The organism is Pseudomonas sp. LP_7_YM, from assembly GCF_004364435.1.
Lineage (GTDB): Bacteria > Pseudomonadota > Gammaproteobacteria > Pseudomonadales > Pseudomonadaceae > Aquipseudomonas.
The window spans coordinates 551,964-571,517 of sequence record NZ_SOCT01000003.1 but is presented as its reverse complement, the minus strand read 5'-3'; the positions used below and the strand labels follow the sequence as shown (position 1 = coordinate 571,517).

The 19,554-nt window shown below is 60.6% G+C and carries 13 protein-coding genes; 12 read left to right on the top strand and 1 reads right to left on the bottom strand.

Annotated features, from left to right (window positions below; genetic code table 11):
• The first annotated feature begins 27 nt into the window (after positions 1-27).
• Complete coding sequence (gene flgE, locus EC915_RS11640) at positions 28-1,362, top strand: flagellar hook protein FlgE (protein WP_133750663.1); 1,335 nt, start codon at positions 28-30, stop codon at positions 1,360-1,362.
• Between the two features lie 99 nt (positions 1,363-1,461).
• Here flgE and EC915_RS11635 read toward each other — a convergent pair whose 3' ends face one another.
• Positions 1,462-1,662: a hypothetical protein gene (locus EC915_RS11635; RefSeq protein ID WP_133750662.1), complete on the bottom strand. Its 201-nt coding sequence runs from the start codon at positions 1,660-1,662 to the stop codon at positions 1,462-1,464.
• Positions 1,663-1,934: 272 nt separating this feature from the next.
• Between EC915_RS11635 and EC915_RS11630 the strand changes: the two genes are divergently transcribed.
• From EC915_RS11630 to pseC, 11 genes are all read left to right on the top strand, one after another.
• Positions 1,935-2,675: a flagellar basal body rod protein FlgF gene (locus EC915_RS11630; RefSeq protein WP_133750661.1), complete on the top strand. Its 741-nt coding sequence runs from the start codon at positions 1,935-1,937 to the stop codon at positions 2,673-2,675.
• A gap of 46 nt (positions 2,676-2,721) precedes the next feature.
• Positions 2,722-3,510 carry a flagellar basal-body rod protein FlgG gene (gene flgG / locus EC915_RS11625; RefSeq protein ID WP_133750660.1) on the top strand — a complete coding sequence of 263 codons (789 nt, stop codon included), beginning with the start codon at positions 2,722-2,724 and terminating at the stop codon, positions 3,508-3,510.
• Positions 3,511-3,617: 107 nt separating this feature from the next.
• A complete protein-coding gene (gene flgH / locus EC915_RS11620; protein ID WP_133750659.1) occupies positions 3,618-4,331 on the top strand; it encodes a flagellar basal body L-ring protein FlgH in 714 nt (237 codons plus the stop codon).
• A gap of 13 nt (positions 4,332-4,344) precedes the next feature.
• Positions 4,345-5,454: a flagellar basal body P-ring protein FlgI gene (locus EC915_RS11615; protein WP_133750658.1), complete on the top strand. Its 1,110-nt coding sequence runs from the start codon at positions 4,345-4,347 to the stop codon at positions 5,452-5,454.
• Positions 5,455-5,465: 11 nt separating this feature from the next.
• Positions 5,466-6,731 carry a flagellar assembly peptidoglycan hydrolase FlgJ gene (flgJ, locus tag EC915_RS11610; protein ID WP_133750657.1) on the top strand — a complete coding sequence of 422 codons (1,266 nt, stop codon included), beginning with the start codon at positions 5,466-5,468 and terminating at the stop codon, positions 6,729-6,731.
• Between the two features lie 10 nt (positions 6,732-6,741).
• Positions 6,742-8,787 (top strand): flagellar hook-associated protein FlgK, encoded by a 2,046-nt coding sequence (flgK, locus tag EC915_RS11605; protein ID WP_133750656.1) that lies wholly within the window; start codon positions 6,742-6,744, stop codon positions 8,785-8,787.
• 13 nt (positions 8,788-8,800) lie between these two features.
• On the top strand, positions 8,801-10,414 hold the full coding sequence (locus tag EC915_RS11600) for a flagellar hook-associated protein 3 (RefSeq protein WP_133750655.1): 1,614 nt from the start codon (positions 8,801-8,803) through the stop codon (positions 10,412-10,414).
• A gap of 121 nt (positions 10,415-10,535) precedes the next feature.
• On the top strand, positions 10,536-14,111 hold the full coding sequence (locus EC915_RS11595) for a glycosyltransferase (RefSeq protein ID WP_133750654.1): 3,576 nt from the start codon (positions 10,536-10,538) through the stop codon (positions 14,109-14,111).
• A 317-nt stretch (positions 14,112-14,428) separates the two neighbouring features.
• Entirely contained in the window at positions 14,429-17,356 is a 2,928-nt protein-coding gene (locus EC915_RS11590; protein ID WP_133750653.1) for a TIGR00180 family glycosyltransferase, read from the top strand.
• 21 nt (positions 17,357-17,377) lie between these two features.
• A complete protein-coding gene (gene pseB / locus EC915_RS11585; protein WP_133750652.1) occupies positions 17,378-18,379 on the top strand; it encodes a UDP-N-acetylglucosamine 4,6-dehydratase (inverting) in 1,002 nt (333 codons plus the stop codon).
• Entirely contained in the window at positions 18,376-19,554 is a 1,179-nt protein-coding gene (gene pseC, locus EC915_RS11580) for a UDP-4-amino-4,6-dideoxy-N-acetyl-beta-L-altrosamine transaminase (RefSeq protein WP_133750651.1), read from the top strand. Before pseB ends, pseC begins: the two co-directional genes overlap by 4 nt.

Sequence of the window (19,554 nt, the reverse complement as noted above, 5' to 3'; positions counted from 1 at the left end):
GCCGGCTAAACGGCGCAGGAGTGAACCATGTCTTTCAACGTTGGCCTTAGCGGGCTTTATGCAGCAAACAAAAGTCTGGACGTTACCGGCAACAACATTGCCAACGTGGCGACCACTGGCTTCAAATCTTCTCGTGCAGAGTTTGCCGACCAGTACGCGCAGTCCATTCGCGGTACATCCGGCACCACGGCTACCGGCAGTGGCGTAACCACTGCGGCAGTTTCGCAGCAGTTCACCCAGGGCACGTTGAACACCGGCACCGGTCGTAGCCTGGACCTGGCGATCAACGGTAATGGCTTCTTCATGCTCAGCAACAACGGCGAGAAGCTCTACACCCGCGCCGGGGCATTCCATACCGACACTAACGGTTATGTCATCGACGAGTCCGGCAACAACCTGCAGGGTTACAGCATCGATGCCGAGGGCAATATCGCCACTGGTGTATCGAGCAACCTGCGCGTGGACTCCTCCAATCTCGCACCTAAGTCCACCAGCCTGATCACCATCGCGTCGAATCTCAACTCTTCCTCGACCGTACCGACGGTGACGACGTTCGATCCGAGCGATGCCTCCAGCTACAACGACACCTACAGCACGTCGATCTACGATAGCCAAGGTAACGAGCACACCCTTAGCCAATATTTCGCCAAGACCGACACCAACAGCTGGACCATGTACAGCTTGATCGACGGCCGCAGCATTTCCACACCGACCTCGACCACCGCAGACGCTACCAAGTTGACCTTCAACTCTGCGGGCGCGCTGATCACCAGCGGCACTGGTGCACCTGACATGACCGATTCGCCGAACATCTCCCTGGGTACCGATGGCACCTTCACCATCAATAACTGGGTACCTGCAGCATCGACGACCGTTGGCACCACCACCACCTGGGGTAGCAACGGCGCTGCGGCCAACAGCAGTGGCATCTCGCTTAACATGCTGGCAACCACCCAGACCAACTCGGCGTCGGGTGCCATCACCAAAACGCAGGACGGCTACGCGACCGGCCAGATCACCGCGATGAACGTTGATGCCTCCGGTAAAATGTTCGCCACCTACACCAACGGCGAGTCCAAAGTGATTGGTCAGGTGTCGCTGACCAACTTTGCCAACGTCCAGGGCCTGGCGCCGGCAGGTGGCACCAACTGGCGTGAAACCTACGCATCGGGTGTACCGGTTACCGGTGCTCCTGAGTCAGGCACTCTCGGGTCGTTGACCGGGCAGGCACTGGAAGAGTCCAACGTCGATCTGACCAGCGAACTGGTCAACCTGATCAAGGCGCAAAGTAACTATCAGGCGAACGCCAAGACCATTTCGACTGAAAGCACCATCATGCAGACCACCATTCAGATGACCTGATAGTGTTGGATTGCTGTCCATGAAGCCCCTCTTGTGAGGGGCTTTTTTATGTCTTTTTGCCGGCCGCGGACGCTGATCAGGGCGATCTGGGTCTTGTCGTCAGGGCCGCGCCTTTGCCGATGCAAGCGAGCAGTCCGATTTCAGGAACTCCCCGCTGATCCGGGCCCAGCCCTTGCCGGGACTGGTCTGGGCGCAAATGGTCCGGTGTTTGCCCTGCCACAGGTAATAAGGCGCGGGGGCTGCGAGCGAGAGGGTCGAGCAGCCAGCAAACGCCAGGGCGAGGGTGAAGCGCAAAAGCATGTCAGATTCCTGTGGGCAAAAGGCCGGGTAGGAAAATTGCTGCAATTATCGCTCCGGTGGCGAAATTTTTTTGGCGGCAAAGGCAGCGTTTTATACAAAAAGTGGCGGTCCACTGTCGCGGCGGCTTCGAAGGCCGATCGGGTTCATGGTTGCAGGCCAATAACCATTGGCAAATCAGCACTTTGTATCCTGTCTGAAAAACTGGTTCGATTATTGCTATGACCTCTTCAGTACAGCTACAGGCGGCAAGCGTCTGGCAGAGGAGGAAGACTGTGGACAAGTTGCTTTACGTGGCCATGAGCGGGGCGTCGGAAAACGCCATCGCGCAAAAGGCCCATGCCAACAACCTGGCGAACGTCTCGACCAACGGATTTCAGCGTGACCTCGAACAGGCCCGCTCGATGCCGGTGTTTGGCGAGGTCAACCCGTCGCGTGCCTATGCGATGAGCGAGCGTCCCGGCACCGACTTCAGCCAGGGTTCGATGATCGATACCGGTCGTGATCTGGACGTTGCCGTCAAAGGCAACGGCTGGATGGCCGTGCAGACCCCCGACGGCGGTGAAGCTTACACCCGCACCTCCAGCATGAATATTGACGCGTTGGGCGTGCTGCGTGATGGCAATGGTTTGCCGGTCATGGGCAACAGCGGGCCGATTGCCGTGCCGCCTCAGCAGCAGATCGAAATCGGCGCCGACGGCACCATCAGCCTCCGTTCGCTCGGTGAGAGCCCGAAGGTGATGGCCCAGATCGACCGTATCAAGTTGGTCAAGCCGGACCTGAAGAACATGGAAAAAGGCCCCGACGGTCTGATGCACACCAAAGACGGCAAACCGGCGCAGGCCGATGCCGATGTGCAGGTGGAATCCGGATTTCTGCAGTCGAGCAACGTCAACGCCGTCGACGAAATGACCTCGGTGCTGGCCTTGTCCCGGCAATTCGAACTGCACATCAAAATGATGAAGACCGCCGAGCAGGATGACGAGTCGATGGCTCGCGTCTTGCAAATGGGCTAATGACTGACAGCTTGCGCCGACAATCAGGCGCTCGAGGAGATTAAGAATGCTTCCGGCACTCTACGTAGCTAAAACCGGCCTGGCCGCTCAGGACACCAACCTGACGACCATTTCGAACAACCTGGCCAACGTGTCGACCACCGGTTTCAAAAGTGATCGCGCCGAATTCCAGGACCTGCTGTACCAGATCAAGCGTCAGCCAGGCGCCCAGTCCACCCAGGACAGCGAGCTGCCTTCGGGTCTGCAGCTGGGCACGGGCGTGCGCATCGTCGGCACGCAGAAAAACTTTACGGCCGGCAGCCTGCAAACCACCAACCAGCCGCTGGACATGGCGGTCAACGGTCGGGGTTTCTTCCAGATTCGTCAGCCTGACGGCACCGTGGCCTACACCCGCGACGGTACTTTCCATCTGGACAGCAATGGTCAGATCGTCACCGCCAACGGTTATGCGCTGGAGCCTGCGATCGTCGTTCCACAGGACTCGCAGACCTTCACCGTCGGCGAAGACGGCACGGTGTCGATTACCACCTCGACCAACACGGCGACGCCTCAGGTCATCGGCAATATTCAGACCGCCGACTTCATCAACCCGGCCGGGCTGCAATCGGAAGGCGGCAACCTGTACCTGGAAACCGCTTCCAGCGGCGCCCCGCAAGTCGGTACGCCAGGGTTGACAGGGTTGGGTGTGGTCAAACAGAACACCCTGGAAAACTCCAACGTCAGCACCGTGGAAGAACTGGTGAACATGATCACCACGCAACGTGCCTACGAGATGAACTCCAAGGTTATTTCCACCGCCGACTCGATGCTGCAGTACGTCACTCAGAATCTTTGACGCGTAGCAGTAAGCGGGACCTGAAACGCCTGATGTCCTGCAATAAACACCTGATCAATCCGATGGGGCGCCTGAAACGCCTGCTACACCGCGAGGTTTTAAGTGTCATGAAACGGCTTTCTGTATTGCGGCTTTCCCTGTTGGCAGCACCGCTGTGCGGTATCGCGCTGTTGACCGGTTGCGTTGCGCCTTCGGCCAAACCCAATGACCCTTACTACGCGCCGGTGTTGCCGCGAACGCCGCTGCCTTCCGCTGCGAATAACGGCTCGATCTATCAGGCCGGTTTCGAGCAGAACCTCTATGGCGACCGCAAGGCCTATCGGGTCGGTGACATCATCACCATCACCCTGTCCGAGAAAATGGCCGCCAGCAAGGCCGCCAGTTCCGGCATCAGCAAGACCAGCAAGACCACCATGGGCCTGACGTCGTTGTTCGGTGCCGGTGTCAGCACCAGCAACCCGGTGGGCGGCGGCAATCTGAGTCTGGATGCCGGTTACACCGGTGACCGCGCGACCACCGGCGACGGCAAGGCGGCGCAGAGCAACAGCCTGACCGGTTCGATCACCGTGACCGTGGCGGATGTGATGCCCAACGGCATTCTGTCGGTGCGCGGCGAGAAGTGGATGACCCTCAACACCGGTGACGAACTGGTGCGTATCGCAGGGCTCATCCGTGCCGATGACATCGCCACCGACAACACCGTTTCGTCCACTCGCGTGGCCGATGCACGGATCACTTATTCCGGTACAGGTGCATTTGCCGATTCCAGTCAGCCTGGCTGGTTCGACCGATTCTTCCTCAGCCCGTTGTTCCCTTTCTGATAGCGGGATAGCCATGATCACGTTCAAGCAACTGATAGCGGCAGCGTTGTTGTTCACCACGGCGCTGGGTGCGCATGCCGAGCGCCTGAAGGACATCGCCAGCATCTCCGGCGTGCGTACCAACCAGTTGATCGGTTACGGTCTGGTGGTGGGTCTTAACGGCACGGGTGACCAGACCACCCAGACGCCGTTCACCTTGCAGACCTTCAACAACATGCTCTCGCAGTTCGGCATCAAGGTGCCGGCGGGTTCGGGCACCGTGCAGCTGAAGAACGTCGCAGCGGTGGCGGTGTATGCCGACCTGCCGGCCTTCGCCAAACCGGGTCAGCAGATCGACATCACGGTGTCGTCCATCGGTAACTCGAAAAGCCTGCGCGGCGGTGCTCTGTTGATGACGCCCATGAAGGGTATCGACGGCAACGTCTACGCGGTCGCTCAGGGCAACCTGGTGGTTGGCGGTTTCGACGCCGAAGGCCGCGATGGTTCCAAGATCACCGTCAACGTTCCGTCCTCGGGCCGTATCCCTGGCGGTGCGTCGGTCGAGCGCGCGGTGCCGAGCGGTTTCAACCAGGGCAACTCGCTGACCCTGAACCTCAATCGCAATGACTTCACCACGGCCAAGCGCGTCGTCGACAAGATCAACGACATGCTCGGCCCTGGCGTGGCTCAAGCGGTGGATGGCGGCTCCGTGCGCGTGACTGCGCCGTTGGACCCCAACCAGCGCGTCGACTATCTGTCGGTGCTAGAAAACCTGGAGATTGATCCGGGCCAGACTTCGGCTAAGGTCATTATTAACTCGCGCACTGGCACTATCGTCATTGGACAGAACGTCAAGGTTTCGCCAGCCGCCGTTACTCACGGCAGCCTGACGGTGACCATCACCGAAGACCCTGTGGTTAGTCAGCCGGGCGCGTTCTCCAACGGCCAGACCGCCGTGGTGCCGCGCTCGAAGATCAACGCAGCGCAGGAAATGCACCCGATGTTCAAGTTCGGTCCTGGCACCACGCTTGACGAAATCGTGCGTGCGGTCAACCAGGTGGGCGCGGCGCCAGGTGACTTGATGGCGATTCTCGAAGCACTGAAACAGGCTGGCGCATTGCAAGCCGACCTGATCGTGATTTAAGGGAAGGGCTGATGAATATTCCTAGCGGCGGCACGAGCACAGCCGATTCCGGGGCGTACACCGACCTCAATCGCCTGGCCGCCATGAAGAACGGCGGCGACCGCGACAGCGATGCAAACCTGAAAAAGGTGGCGCAGGAGTTCGAGTCGCTGTTCGTCAGCCAGATGCTCAAGGCCATGCGTTCGGCCAACGAAGTACTGGCCAAGGACAACCCGATGAACACTGCGGCCACGCGGCAGTACCAGGACATGTACGATCAGCAGTTGTCGGTGAGCATGTCGCGCGAGGGCGGGGGCATTGGTCTGCAGGAGGTGCTGATGCGCCAATTGTCGAAGACCAAGGCCGGCACCGTAGCGCCAGCCACTGCAGACACCACTGCTGCCACCAAAACCGACGCCACCCAGGCTCAGCCCGCTCTGGCCACGCGGATTGCCCAGCGACCGTTGTGGGCCACCCGCTCGGTGGCGGCTGCGGCGACCTCCGCCGACGGCACGGTGCATAACGATGTCGCGGCGCTCAATTCGCGTCGTCTGTCGCTGCCAAGCAAACTCAGCGACCGGATCCTGGCGGGCATCGTCCCGAACACCGCTGCCCCCCAGGACGCGGCGGCCAGTGCGACCACGCTGAAGAATCGCATCGCCGTTTCCAGCGCCGTCGCCGCCGCGAAAAAGGCCGGCAGCAATGGCGACTGGACCATTGGCCCGGAATACACCGCGCAGGCCGACGCTTACGTACGTAGCCGGGTTCAGACTCCGTTGGCGCCTGGCAAATCGGCGTTCGCCAGTAACGACGAGTTCGTCGCTACCATGCTGCCGTTGGCCAAGGATGCTGCCGCGCGCATCGGTGTCGACCCGACCGTGCTGGTGGCCCAGGCCGCGCTGGAAACCGGTTGGGGCAAGTCGATCATGCGTCAATCCGATGGCAGCAGCAGCCACAACCTGTTCGGCATCAAGGCCCAGGGTGGCTGGCAGGGGCCGGAAGCCCGCGCCATTACCAGCGAGTTCCGCGATGGCCAGATGGTCAAGGAAACGGCGGATTTCCGCTCCTACGATTCATACGCCAGCAGCTTCCACGACCTGGTGAGCTTCTTGCAAAACAATAGTCGCTATCAAGCCACGCTGAAATCGGCCGATAACCCGGAACAGTTTGTGAAAGAGCTGCAGAAGGCCGGTTACGCGACGGACCCGGGTTATGCCAGCAAGATTTCTCACATAGCGAAACAGATGAAGAGCTACCAGAACTACGCAGCCGCATCGGGCTCTTCCACGACTTTATAAGGTTTGAATCATGTCACTGATCTCAATCGGGCTTTCAGGGTTGACCGCCAGCAGTGCAGCGATGACCACCATCGGCAACAACACTGCCAACGTCGACACGCAGGGCTACTCGCGCCAGCAAGTGCTGACCACTGCCAGTGCCCAGCAGAATATCGGCGTCGGTTTCATCGGCACCGGTACCACGCTGTCCGATGTGCGTCGGATCTACAACGGCTACCTCGATACCCAGTTGCAGACCAGTACATCGCTCGACTCCGACGCTCAGGCCTATCTCGGCCAGGCCAGCAAACTGGATTCGATCCTGTCGAGCAGTTCAACCGGCATCAGCACGGTGCTGAGTAATTTCTTCACCAAGTTGCAAGCGCTTTCAAGCGAGCCGACCGATTCCGCTGCCCGTAACGATTTTCTGACCAGCGCCTCGGCGCTGAGTGCGCAATTCAATTCGATTTCGTCGCAGATGAAAGACCAGAACTCGACGATCAATACCCAGATGACGGAAGTAGCGGGGCAGGTCAATTCGCTGGCATCGTCGATCGCTGACATGAACAAGCAGATCACTCAGGCCCAGGCCTCCGGTAGTCAGGCGAACACGCTGCTCGATTCGCGCAACGAAGCAGTGCGTCAGCTCAACGAGCTGGTGGGCGCCAAGGTCATTGAAACCAACGGCAGCTACGATGTTTACATCGGCACCGGCCAGCCGCTGGTCACAGGTACCACGGCCAATACGCTGACCGCAGCGCCGAGCGCCGCCGACCCGAGCGTGTATTCGCTCAAGCTCAATTATCAGAACAGCAGCGTCGATGTGACCGGTGTAGTGACCGGCGGTACGCTGGGCGGTCTGGTGCGCTACCGCAGCGACGTGCTGCAACCGGCGGCCAGCGAACTGGGACGCCTGGCGGTGGTGGCTGCCGATCAGATCAACCAGCAACTGAACCAGGGTGTTGATGCCAGCGGCAACTACGGCAGCAGCCTGTTCAACAGCATCAACGATTCAAGTCTCACCAGCCAGCGCAGTCTTGCCAACGCGAATAACGCTCAGACCTCAGGCAACTTTGCCGTGTCGATCAGCGACTCCGGCGCATTGACTACCAACAACTATCAGGTGACGTTTACCGACGCCAGCGGGCAGTACAGCGTCAAGCGTCTGCCTGATGGCAAGGACATGGGCTCGTATAACACCAGTGACAGCAGTGCCCCTGTCATCGACGGGTTCTCGCTCAAGTTCACCGGCGCTTCCGCCGAAGGCGACAGCTTCAAGATCAGCCCGACCGCTACCGGCGCCGCCAATATCAAGACGGTGATGACCGACCCGAAAGCCATCGCCACCGCCGCGCCCCTCACGGGCACTGCGGGGGCGAGTAACAAAGGCTCGGCGACGTTCACCCAGCCAACCCTCAATACCCTGGCCGATATCTACGACACCACGGCCACGACCGATCTGCGCAGTGCTATCACCAGCGCGACGCCGATGCGTCTGGTGCTGGGCGACGTCACCAGTGGCGCCCAGTCCTATTCGTTGATCGACGCCAATGGCGCGGCCGTCACGGACAAGGACGGCAATGCAATCACCGGCAATGTGGTTCAGGGGCAGAGCAACGATATTTCCCTGAACGTGGGCTACACCGACTCTACGGGCACGGCGCAGTCGTTCAATATCGGGATGACCATTGCCGGCTCGGCCACCAGTGGCGACACCTACAGCATCGCGCTCACCGGCGCAGGCTCTGCGGATAACCGCAACGCCGAGACAGCACTGACGCTGCAGACCAAGCAGACGGTCGACAGCGCCACGTCGAACGGCACCGGCATGAGTCTCAGCGGCGCCAACAGCAGCATGATCACCACGGTCGGTTCCAAGGCTGCGCAGGCCAAGAACGATGGCACGGCGACCACCGCCGTACTGACCCAGGCCAAATCCGCGCGCGACAGCGTCTCTGGCGTATCGCTGGATGAAGAAGCGGCCAATCTGATCAAGTACCAGCAGTACTACACCGCGTCGTCACAGATCATCAAAGCGGCTCAAGCCATCTTCAGCACCCTGATCAACAGTCTTTAAGGAGTCGTAATCCATGCGTATTTCCACTACTCAGTTTTACGAGTCAAGTGCGACGAACTACTCGCGTAACTACGCCAACGTCACCAAGACCGGCGACGAAGTGGCCAGTCAGATCAAGCTCAATACGGCGGCCGACGATCCGGTCGGCGCAGCGCGCGTTCTGCAATTGCAGCAGTCGGGCACCATGCTCAATCAATACAAGTCCAACATCGACAATATCAGCACCGGTGTAGTCCAGACAGAGACGGCGATGACGTCCATCACCCAGGCGCTCCAGCGCGCACAGGAACTGGTGCTGGGCGCCAATGACTCCACATTTACCGACAAGGACCGCCAGGCCAATGCCGCCGAGTTGAAGCAGCTGCAGACGCAAATCCTTGGCCTGATGAACAGCAAGGATGCCAGTGGCTCGTATCTGTTCGCCGGTTCCAAATCCACCACCCAGCCCTACGTGGTCAACCCCGATGGCACCTACAGCTATCAGGGCGACCAGACGCGCAACATGCTGGACATCGGCAGCGGCATTTCCATGGCCAGCAACACGACCGGCTGGGATGCATTCGAGCAAGCGGTCAATACGACACGCACAACGGCCACGTTGACCTCGCCGACCACCGACGATGGCATGATTTCCTTGTCCGGCGGCAGCGTCGGCGACACTTCCGCTTTCGACAGCAAGTTCACCACCGGCCAGCCTTACAGCGTCAGTTTCACCAACGGCAGCCAGTACACGATCCTCGACAAGGATGGTACTGACGTCACGGGTGAGGCGAGCTCGGCAGGCAAGTTCACCACCACCAGCGGCGCGTCGCAGGCCATCACGTTCCGTGGCCTGGAAATGAGTCTGAACATCAACCTGACGACGGCGCAGTACGGCAGCTCCACTGAAGCCGACGCGGCCATGACGGCATCGCCCCATACGTTCGAGCTGGCGGTGTCGCCGAGCACCGTCAGCACGGCGCGCCTGCCCACCAACTCGTCGGCTTCCACGGTGATCACCAGCTCCAAGGTCACCGATCAGGCCACGTTCGACAAAACGTTCCCCAATGGCGGGGCGGTGCTGCGTTTTACCGACGCCACCACGTTCAGCCTGTACGCCGCGCCCTACGATGCGGCGACCAGCAAGCCGGTATCCACCGGCACGCTGATCGGATCGCCTGTTGCCAACCAGGCGGTCGCCGCGGGTGTGACCTTTACCTTCAGCGGTACTCCGCCATCGCTGGCCAGCGGAGATCAGTTCACCGCCTCGTCGTCGACCCAGCAAACCCAGAATGTGCTCAACACCCTGTCTAACGTGATCACTGCGCTCAATGGCAAGGTCGATGGTGATCCGGTGGCGGCGCAGAAACTGCAGGCCACGCTGACCTCGACCATCGGCAACCTCAACAGTGCGTCCAGTCAGATCTCCAATGCAATCAGTGACGGCGGTGCACGGTCCGCGACCGCGACCGATCAGGGCGTTACCAACCAGACCCTGATCGACAACGGCAACACCGAAGCCAATACCATCACTGCCTCCGATCCGGTGGACGCCATTGCGCGCCTGACCCTGCAGAAGACCATGTTGCAGGCCTCGCAACTGGTCTTCACGCAACTGTCTGCGCTGAATCTGTTCAGCAAGTTGTAATCATCCCATTGCAAGGCGAGGCCGGATTCATCCGGCTTCGCCACCGCTGAGTCTCTACCGTTAATATCAGCGGCAAGTCCTTCCTTCCCGCGAGGAAACGCGCCGCTCAGTGAGCCCGCCCGTGAATTCAGCTCCCCTGGTCAGCATCGTCATACCCGCCTACAACTCGCGCTTTTTCCGTCGGGCGCTGCTGGATGCCCTGGCGCAGACCTGGCAGCCGTTGGAGGTGGTGGTCTGTGATGACAGCCAGGGCGATGAAATCGAGCAGATCGTCCAACAGCTCACAGGGACGGGGACTGCAACGTTGCGTTACGTGCGCAACCCGCAACGTCAGGGCTTTGTCGGCAACCTGCTGGTGGGCCTGAACGAGGCGCGTGGATCGTTCATCAAGTTCCTGTGCGATGACGACCGGCTGTTCCCTGCCGCAGTGGCCCGGCAGGCGCAGGTGCTGGATAAGCATGATGACGTCAGCCTGGTGTTGGCTCAGCGCTATTTCTGCGATCCGGATGACATCCAACTGCCCGCGCGCATCGAGAACTGCCCCCTGGCCGAAGTCAGTGCATTGTTTTACGGCGCCGACCTGCTGTCGGTTTTTGATATCTCTGCGACCAACTTTCTGGGCGGCTTTACCAGTTCGCTGATGCGCCGCAGCGATGTGGCGCAGATCCTGCCCGCCCTCAGAGAGGTCGGGGACGGGTTCACGGCGCTGGTCGATTTTGCGCTGTACATCTGTATGCTCAAGCGCGGCAACATGGTCATGCTCAACGATGTGCTCAGCGCCGAGCGTTTGCACCCCGAGCGCTTCAGCCGCCAGCAGGCGGTCATTGATCGGATCGACGGTGAGCGCGATTGGCTCAAAAAGATGCTCAAGGCACGTGCAGGCGAAGACGCACCTGACTACGGCTGGGTCCGTTTTGTACCCCTCGCTGAGGCGCATGACGGATCCCGCGTATGGCAGGAATTGCCGCTCAGTCGCATGCTGGGTGACCGACAGGCAGTGCTGCCATGGCGGGTCGGCAGCGACAGCGAAAGTTTTGCCGGGCTGTATCAGCAATGGCTGAGTTATCGCACCCTGTTTGGCGCCGAGCGGGCGCGTGTTCCCGATAACGTCGCTGCCTGGCCGGTGCAGCCCAAGCTGGTGGCGGTGGTTCTGGACCCGTTTGGCAGTTCGGCCAGTCTGGCACTGACGCTGGAAAGCCTTGAAGCCCAGTTGTATCCACCGGAGTTAATCCTGGTGCTGTCCGCCAGCTGTGAAGCGCCGGTGCTGCACGAGCGCGTGTTCACGCTGCCGGCGCAACCCGACTGGGTGACGCAATTAAACACGCTTGTGCCTCAGTTGCAGCGCATCGACTGGCTGTACCTGTTGCGCGCCGGTGATCGCCTGATCGATTGCGCGCTGCTGATCGTGGCCGAACGCATCGCCTCATCAGCCCAGGTGCTGTGCATCTATAGCGACGAGGGTGCCTTGCTCAAAGGCGAGTCGGCGCAGCCTGTGTTCAAGCCTGATTTCAACCTCGATCTGCTGCGCAGTTATCCCTACGTCGGCCGGGTGCTGGCCTTCCAGCTGGAGGCGATCACCGGGCTCGGTGGTTTCGACCCGCGGTATGGCGAACTGGCGCCTCACGATGCGATCTGGCGTTTGTTCGAGGCGCGCGGTGCAGTCGTGCATCACGTGGCCGAAATCCTGGTCGAGTCCCAGCTGGCCTTTGATCAGTGGCTCAAACTCGATCAGGTGGTCGAACAAAGCGCCGAAGTGCTCAAGGCGCATTTGCTGCGCCTGGGCGTAGAACATCGGTTGCATGAGACCGAGCAGCCGCTGATCAATCAGGTTCAATACCTCAGTGCCGATCAGCCGCTGGTGTCGGTGGTCATCGTCCATAAGGACCAGTTGGCTGCCTTGCAGCGTTGCATTGAAACGATGCTGACCCACACCGCCTACGGCAATTACGAAGTGCTGATCGTCGATCACGGCAGCCTGGGCGCAGACGTACGTGCCTGGCTGGCTGACATGCAGGCCGTGGGCGGCGACAAGCTGAGAGTGGTGCATTACGCAGGGCAGGGCAACGCTGCCGACATTCGCAATTACGCCGCGTCCCTGGCGCGCGGCGATTACCTGTTGATGCTCAGCGTGTATGCGGTGGTCGCCAACGCCGACTGGCTCGACGAGTTGCTCAATCACGGGCGCCGCTCCGAGGTGGGTGTGGTCGGCGGCAAACTGTTCAGCGCCGAAGGCTATGTGCTCCAGGCCGGACTCATTCTGGGTTACCACGGGCCCGCCGGTCCGGCTTTCTTTGGCGAGCCACTGAACGCAGCGGGCCATTTGCTGCGTTTGAAGGCAACGCAGAACCTGAGCGCCGTGGGGCCGGAATGCCTGTTGGTGCGTCGGGCCCTGTTCGAGCAACTGGGCGGGCTCGACAGTACCGGGTTCACGGGCAGCCTGAGTGAAGTCGACCTTTGCCTGCGGGCGCGTCAGTCCGGTTATCTGGTGGTGTGGGCGCCCCGAGCGTTGCTGGCCGTAGGTGCGTTGCCGGTGGCCGAGCAGCAGCGTGACAAACAGCTTCAGATCAATGATCAACAGGCGTTCTATCTGCGCTGGCTGCCGACCGTGGCTCGCGATCCGGCCTATAACCACAACCTGCGCCTGACCGGCTCGTTTTACAGCCTGGAGCCGGGGCTTAAAAAAGGCTGGAATCCTTATTCGTCACGACGCCTGCCCAATGTGCTGGCGATTCCCGTCAACAGCACGGCCGTCGGGCATTACCGCGTCGCTCAACCGTTTCTGGAACTGGAGGCCGATGGTCGCATCGAGGGGCGCCTGAGCTATGACTCGCCGTCGATCATTGATCTAGAGCGCCAGTCGCCCGATGTGATCATCGTGCAGTGCCGCTACAGCCAGGCCTCGATCGATGAGATCTTGAAGTTGAAGACCTACTCCAATGCGCGGCGCATCTATGAGCTGGACGATTATGTGATCAGCGTGCCGAAAAAGAACGGTCACTTGCGCAGCATGCCCCGCAACATGGAGAGCATGGTCCGCCTGGGCACGAGCCTGTGTGATCGCGTCGTTGTTTCCACGACAGCGCTGGCCGATGCGCTGTCGGGGCTGCATCAGGACATTCGCGTGGTGCCGAACATGCTGGCTTCGCAATTGTGGAGCAGTGTGCGCAGCCAGCGGCAGACCTCCCGCAAGCCCCGGGTGGGCTGGGGAGGTGGCACCAGTCATGCGGGCGACCTGGACATCATTGCCGATGTGGTGCGTGAACTGGCCGATCAGGTGGAGTGGGTGTTCTTCGGCATGTGCCCCGAGGCGCTGAAACCTTACGTGCACGAATTCCACCCCGCAGTCGGGCTGCATGCCTACCCGGCCAAGCTTGCCAGCCTGAACCTGGATCTGGCACTGGCGCCGTTGGAGTACCACATCTTCAATGACTGCAAAAGCAACCTGCGGCTGCTGGAGTACGGCGCCTGCGGTTATCCGGTGATTTGCAGCGATACCCGGGCTTACGAGGGTTACCTGCCATGCACGCGCATCATCAGCAACAGCACTGAAGAGTGGCTGGAAGCGATCCGCATGCACCTGGCTGACCCTGTTGCCAGCTATCGGATGGGCGATGACTTGAAAGAGATCGTGATGCGCGACTACATGCTGCGCGGTGACAACCTCCAGCATTGGGTCAATGGCTGGCTGGCCGACTGAGAAACTTGCATTTCCCATACGGCGGTTGCCGCCCGGACAGCCGCCGCTCTACCTCATCCCTCCTGTTCAGGCTAACCAGAGTTGGCGTGCTTCCTGCTACGTGAGCCGAATAACGCCATAAATCATGCACCTCTGGCGCTGACATGCGGCGAACGATGCATCCGCAGACAGGCCCCGATCAGCCCGGCCCGCAGCGTGTGCCCCGTTCACGGACAGTTTTCATGCTGACGGCGAAGAGCCTCCCGCTGCCCGGTAGCGCGCAGGGCTTTCACGAACATCGTTTTTTTGACGCTTGGCCGGATTGCAGGGAAAACCTAATGGACAGTCACCAACTTTCGGGAAACACCATGTCGCTTGACGAGCAACTCACCCTCGTTGTCCTCACTCAAGACCGGCCGGCATTCTTGCGTCGGACATTGCAGTACTACAGCACGCTGCCCGCGCGGGTGCTGGTTCTTGACTCTTCGCAACGCACCAATAGCGACATTGCCGCGCTGTTTGCTCAGGTGAGTTACCTGCATTTGCCGCAGTTTGCCGAGTGCGCGCTGCAAAGCATGATCGCCCACGGCGTCGAGCAGGTGACCACGCCCTTCATGGCACTGATCAGCGACGAAGACTTTCTGGTGCACGACGGGTTGGTCCAATCCGTGGATTTCCTGGCTGCGCAACCTGCATACGGTTTGTGCCACGGCTATTGCCTGATGTATCAGGCCCATGGCGACAAGGTCGAGTATCTGCGCCGCGACAAAAAGGTGCTGGAGGATTACGCATCCGATGACGCGGCAGAACGCGTACTGAGCTTTCTGAATCAGTACATTCCACCGTTTTATGCCGTGACGCGTACCTCATTGCTCAGGCAGTGGTTCGCAGCATTGCCGCAGGGCATCAGCGGCGAGCTGCAGGAATATGGTCACGCGTTCTTTCTGCTGGCCAGCGCCAAGGCACGAATCCTGCCGATTCCCTATGGGGTGCGCGAGCGCGATCATCGCTTTTGCGATCAACAGACCAACCTGCTCAAAAAACTGGGCAGCACTGCGCCCGAGGCGATGGTCGAGCGTCAGCAATTTGCCAGTTTTCTGGCTTCTCTTGAGACGGGCCTCGAACGCCTGAGCGTGCCTGCGCGCGTCGAACTTGCGGTCTCGGGTTACGCGGCCCTGCGCGCCTGCCTGGATGAACAGCGTTCGCTCGGCCTGACCAGCATCGTTTCCTCGCGCTGGAATGATGTGTTCAGCCCTGCGGACCGGCAGTTCGGACCCCGTCAGTTCGTTGAAATGCCGTTTTACAACCAGGCGTTCTTCGACGTATTGAACCAAATCGAGTTTCTGATTCATGCCATGCCTGCCGGCCAATTGCAGCTCGAGGCGCTTGAGGGGGTGTGGGTGCAGCAGGCGTTGCTGTTGCGCACCCACGTTAACGACAACCCTGAAACCATCGCCAACCGGCTGTGGGATGCAATGGCCTTGAATATTTTCAACCCGCACATTGTCGAACCGCTGGCAACCCTGATGGCCCGTCAGGACGATCCGCAGGAAGCCGGCCTGATGTCTCGCTGGCTCGAACGCCTGACCTCGGTCAATCGTGAAGACCACCGGGTGCGCTTCGACCGGATGCCGTCTGGCCGCTTGCTGCAATGGCTTGACGCACGCAAGCCTTCGCCAGCCGACGTGCAAGCCATCTCCAGCCACATCGCCGCGCAGGGCGCTGCGCCGCAATTCCTCATCCTGCTGCTGGACCTGGCTGATGACATGCGCAAGTTGCAGGTCACGCTCGACAGTCTGGTCGAAGGCCACTGCAAGGCTTTCAAGGTGGTGGTATTGACCACTGGCGAGCCGCCATCGACCACCAGCGCGCAGAACACCCTGCACTTTGTCAGGGTCACCAAAAACAGCTGGGTCGAGAAGATCAATCAGGCGGTCCAGCAGTCCTCTTGCAACTGGGTGCTGCTGGCTGAAGTGGGCGATGAGTTCACCCCGGGTGGGCTGTTGCGCGCCTCGCTGGAGTTGCAGGCTGCGCCGCAATGTCGTGCGGTGTTCGCCGACGAAATTCAACGCCTGTCTGGCGGCGCGCTGACCCACGTGATGCGCCCCGGTTTCAACCTTGACCTGTTGCAAAGCAACCCGAGCCAGATGTCCCGCCATTGGCTGCTGCGTCGCGACGTACTGCTGGACGCTGGCGGCTATTCGGCCGACTTCGCTCAGGCGCTGGAGTTCGAACTGCTGTTGCGCGTCATCGAGCAGGGCGGCATGGGCTGGCTCGCGCACCTGGACGAGCCGTTGCTGGTCTGCGCCGCGCCGACGAGCGAAGACAACCCGCAGCAGCGTCTGGCGCTGACGCGTCACCTGAATAATCGCGGTTACAAGGCGCAGGTGATTGCCGCCACGCCGGGCACCTGGCGTATCGACTACCGCCACAGCCAGCGCCCGCTGGTGTCAATCGTGTTGTCCTGCGCAGACGATCTGGCCGAGTTGCAGCGTTGTCTGGCGAGCGTCACCTTGCGTACGCGTTACGTCAGCTACGAGGTGCTGCTGGCTGACAATCACAGTCAGTCGCCGGAAATGGTCGAGTGGCTGGCGCGTCAGGAGAAAGGGCGCGTGCGCGTCGTACGGACCGAGGCGCGTCTGAGCAAGGCAGCCCTGATCAATACGGTCGCCGCGCAGGCCAAGGGCGAGTACCTGATCCTGTTGTCAGCTGACAGTGAAGTGACAGGGCCGAACTGGATTGATGCATTGCTCAATCACGCCATGCGTCCCGAAGTGGGCGTCGTCGGCGCCAAACTCATCGACCGCCAGGGCAACGTCAGCCAGGCTGGTCTGATTCTGGGCTTGAACGGGGGCGTCGGTTCGGCCTTTGTCGGTGAGACCAGGGATGCAGCGGGTTATCTGCAGCGCCTGCTGCTGGATCAGAGCTACTCTGCGGTATCGGATGCCTGCCTGATGGTGCGCAAGCAATTGTTTGACAGCGTCGGCGGCCTTGACCAGAAGCAGTTCGCCGAAGCGTTTGCGGATGTCGACCTGTGCCTCAAGCTGGGCCAGGCCGGTTATCTGACGGTCTGGACGCCGCAGGTGCAGGTCATTCACCCAGGCACGTTGCCGACGGCACCTTCGGCCTTGGCGGCGTTGCGGGGTAAATGGGCTGATGCATTTGCCCACGACCTTGCCTATAACAAGAACCTGACGCTCACCGGTGAGGGGTTCACTCTGGGTCAGGCGTGCGGTTCAACCTGGGCGCAGCTGCTCCCCCAGTGATGCAAGGGTAGGGACACAATCATGTTCAACGGCAAGTCAGTATTGATCTCCGGCGCGACCGGCTCGTTCGGTCGCCAGTTCATCCGCACGTTGCTTGCGCGCTATCAACCGCGGCGCGTGGTGGTGTTTTCCCGCGACGAGCTCAAGCAGTACGAGATGCAGCAGGAATTCAACGCCCCGTGCATGCGCTACTTCCTGGGGGATGTGCGCGACGCCGAGCGCCTGCAACAAGGTATGCGCGGCATCGATTACGTGGTTCACGCCGCCGCGCTCAAACACGTTCCGGCGGCGGAGTACAACCCCACCGAATTTATCCGCACCAATGTCAACGGCGCGGAAAACATCATCGCGGCAGCGATTGCCAATGGCGTGAAAAAGGTCATCGCGCTGTCTACCGACAAGGCGGCCAGCCCGATCAATTTGTACGGCGCCACCAAACTGCTGTCGGACAAACTGTTCGTGGCCGCCAACAACATTGGCGGAGAGGAGCAGACGCGCTTTGCCGTGGTCCGCTACGGCAATGTTGCAGGCTCGCGTGGCTCGATCGTGCCGTTCTTCAACAAGCTGATCGCAAGCGGCGCCACGCAATTGCCGATTACCGATCCGCGCATGACCCGCTTCTGGATCACCCTGGATCACGGTGTGGATTTCGTGCTGCAAGGTTTCGAGCGCATGCACGGCGGCGAAGTGTTCGTGCCGAAGATCCCCTCGGTGCGCATCGTCGATCTGGCCCAGGCCATGGCCGCCGAGCTGCCGTATAAACTGGTCGGCATACGTCCGGGCGAGAAGCTTCACGAACTGATGGTGCCGCAGGATGACGCGCGCATGACCCTGGAATTCAAGGATCACTACACCATCGTGCCGTCGATCCGCTTCAACAACGTGGACACCGATTTCGCCGTCGACGCGCTTGGCGAAACAGGGGCGCCCGTGGCCGATGATTTTGAGTACCGCTCCGACACCAATCCGGATTTCATGTCGGTTCCCGAGATTCGCCAACTGCACGCCGATACCACGTCATGATCCCCTACGGTCGCCAAAGCCTGGATCAGGCCGACATTGATGCCGTGGTCGAGGTGCTCAAGTCCGACTGGCTGACCCAGGGCCCGACCATCGAGCGTTTTGAAGCCGCGATGGCCGAGCATTGTGAAGCCGGTTTTGGGATTGCGGTGTGCAACGCCACGGCCGCCTTGCATATTGCCTGTCTGGCGGCGGGGCTGGGGGAGGACGATGTGCTCTGGACCAGCCCCAATACGTTTCTGGCCTCGGCCAACTGCGGGCGTTATTGCGGGGCAGCCGTTGATTTCGTCGATATTGACCCTCGCACCTGGAACCTCGACGTCAACGCCCTGACCCGCAAGCTCGAAGAAGCCGAACGTGACGGTCTGTTGCCGAAGGTGTTGGTGGCGGTGGCGTTCTCAGGCCAAAGCTGTGACATGCGGGCGATTGCCCAGTTGTCGCAGCGCTACGGCTTTGTCGTCATCGAAGACGCCTCCCATGCCGTCGGTGCACGTTATGCAGGACGTCCCGTGGGGTGCGGCGAATTCGCCGACATGACCGTGTTCAGCTTTCATCCGGTGAAAATCATCACCACCGCAGAGGGCGGACTGGTGTTGACCAATCGCCCGGAATTGGCCGATCGTCTGCGTCGCTTGCGCAGCCACGGCATAACCCGTGATACGGCGCAGATGGACGAGCCGAGCCACGGCCCCTGGTACTACCAGCAGGTTGAACTGGGCTTCAATTACCGCATCACCGACATGCAGGCCGCACTGGGACTTTCGCAGCTGAGCAAGCTCGACGGTTTTCTGGCGCGACGTCGCGAGTTGGTGGCCCGTTATCAGGCGCTGCTTGCCGACCTGCCGCTGACCTTGTCGACCGCACAGGCCGACGCCGAGTCCGCCTGGCATCTGTATGTGGTGCGCTTGCAGACCGAACGTCTTTCGCGCAGCCATCGCGAGGTATTCGAGGGCCTGCGCGCGGCAGGCATTGGGGTCAACCTGCATTATATTCCGGTGCATTTGCAGCCGTACTATCGCGACCTTGGCTTCAAGGTCGGCGACTTTCCCGAAGCTGAAGCCTATTACGCGCAAGCCATCAGCCTGCCGCTGTACCCGGCCATGACGAATGAGCAGCAGGATTTCGTCATTGATCGGCTGCGGCACCTGCTGGTCGATGGCCAAGCATCGGGCCTTTGA

What these genes read in the sequence shown, in the direction of transcription:
- flgH (WP_133750659.1), top strand. Translation starts at nt 3,618, where the DNA reads ATGAAACGGCTTTCTGTATTGCGGCTTTCCCTGTTGGCAGCACCGCTG.
- EC915_RS11590 (WP_133750653.1), top strand. Translation starts at nt 14,429, where the DNA reads ATGGACAGTCACCAACTTTCGGGAAACACCATGTCGCTTGACGAGCAA.
- pseC (WP_133750651.1), top strand. Translation starts at nt 18,376, where the DNA reads ATGATCCCCTACGGTCGCCAAAGCCTGGATCAGGCCGACATTGATGCC.
- flgG (WP_133750660.1), top strand. Translation starts at nt 2,722, where the DNA reads ATGCTTCCGGCACTCTACGTAGCTAAAACCGGCCTGGCCGCTCAGGAC.
- flgE (WP_133750663.1), top strand. Translation starts at nt 28, where the DNA reads ATGTCTTTCAACGTTGGCCTTAGCGGGCTTTATGCAGCAAACAAAAGT.
- flgJ (WP_133750657.1), top strand. Translation starts at nt 5,466, where the DNA reads ATGAATATTCCTAGCGGCGGCACGAGCACAGCCGATTCCGGGGCGTAC.
- pseB (WP_133750652.1), top strand. Translation starts at nt 17,378, where the DNA reads ATGTTCAACGGCAAGTCAGTATTGATCTCCGGCGCGACCGGCTCGTTC.
- EC915_RS11615 (WP_133750658.1), top strand. Translation starts at nt 4,345, where the DNA reads ATGATCACGTTCAAGCAACTGATAGCGGCAGCGTTGTTGTTCACCACG.
- EC915_RS11635 (WP_133750662.1), bottom strand. Translation starts at nt 1,662, where the DNA reads ATGCTTTTGCGCTTCACCCTCGCCCTGGCGTTTGCTGGCTGCTCGACC.
- flgK (WP_133750656.1), top strand. Translation starts at nt 6,742, where the DNA reads ATGTCACTGATCTCAATCGGGCTTTCAGGGTTGACCGCCAGCAGTGCA.
- EC915_RS11600 (WP_133750655.1), top strand. Translation starts at nt 8,801, where the DNA reads ATGCGTATTTCCACTACTCAGTTTTACGAGTCAAGTGCGACGAACTAC.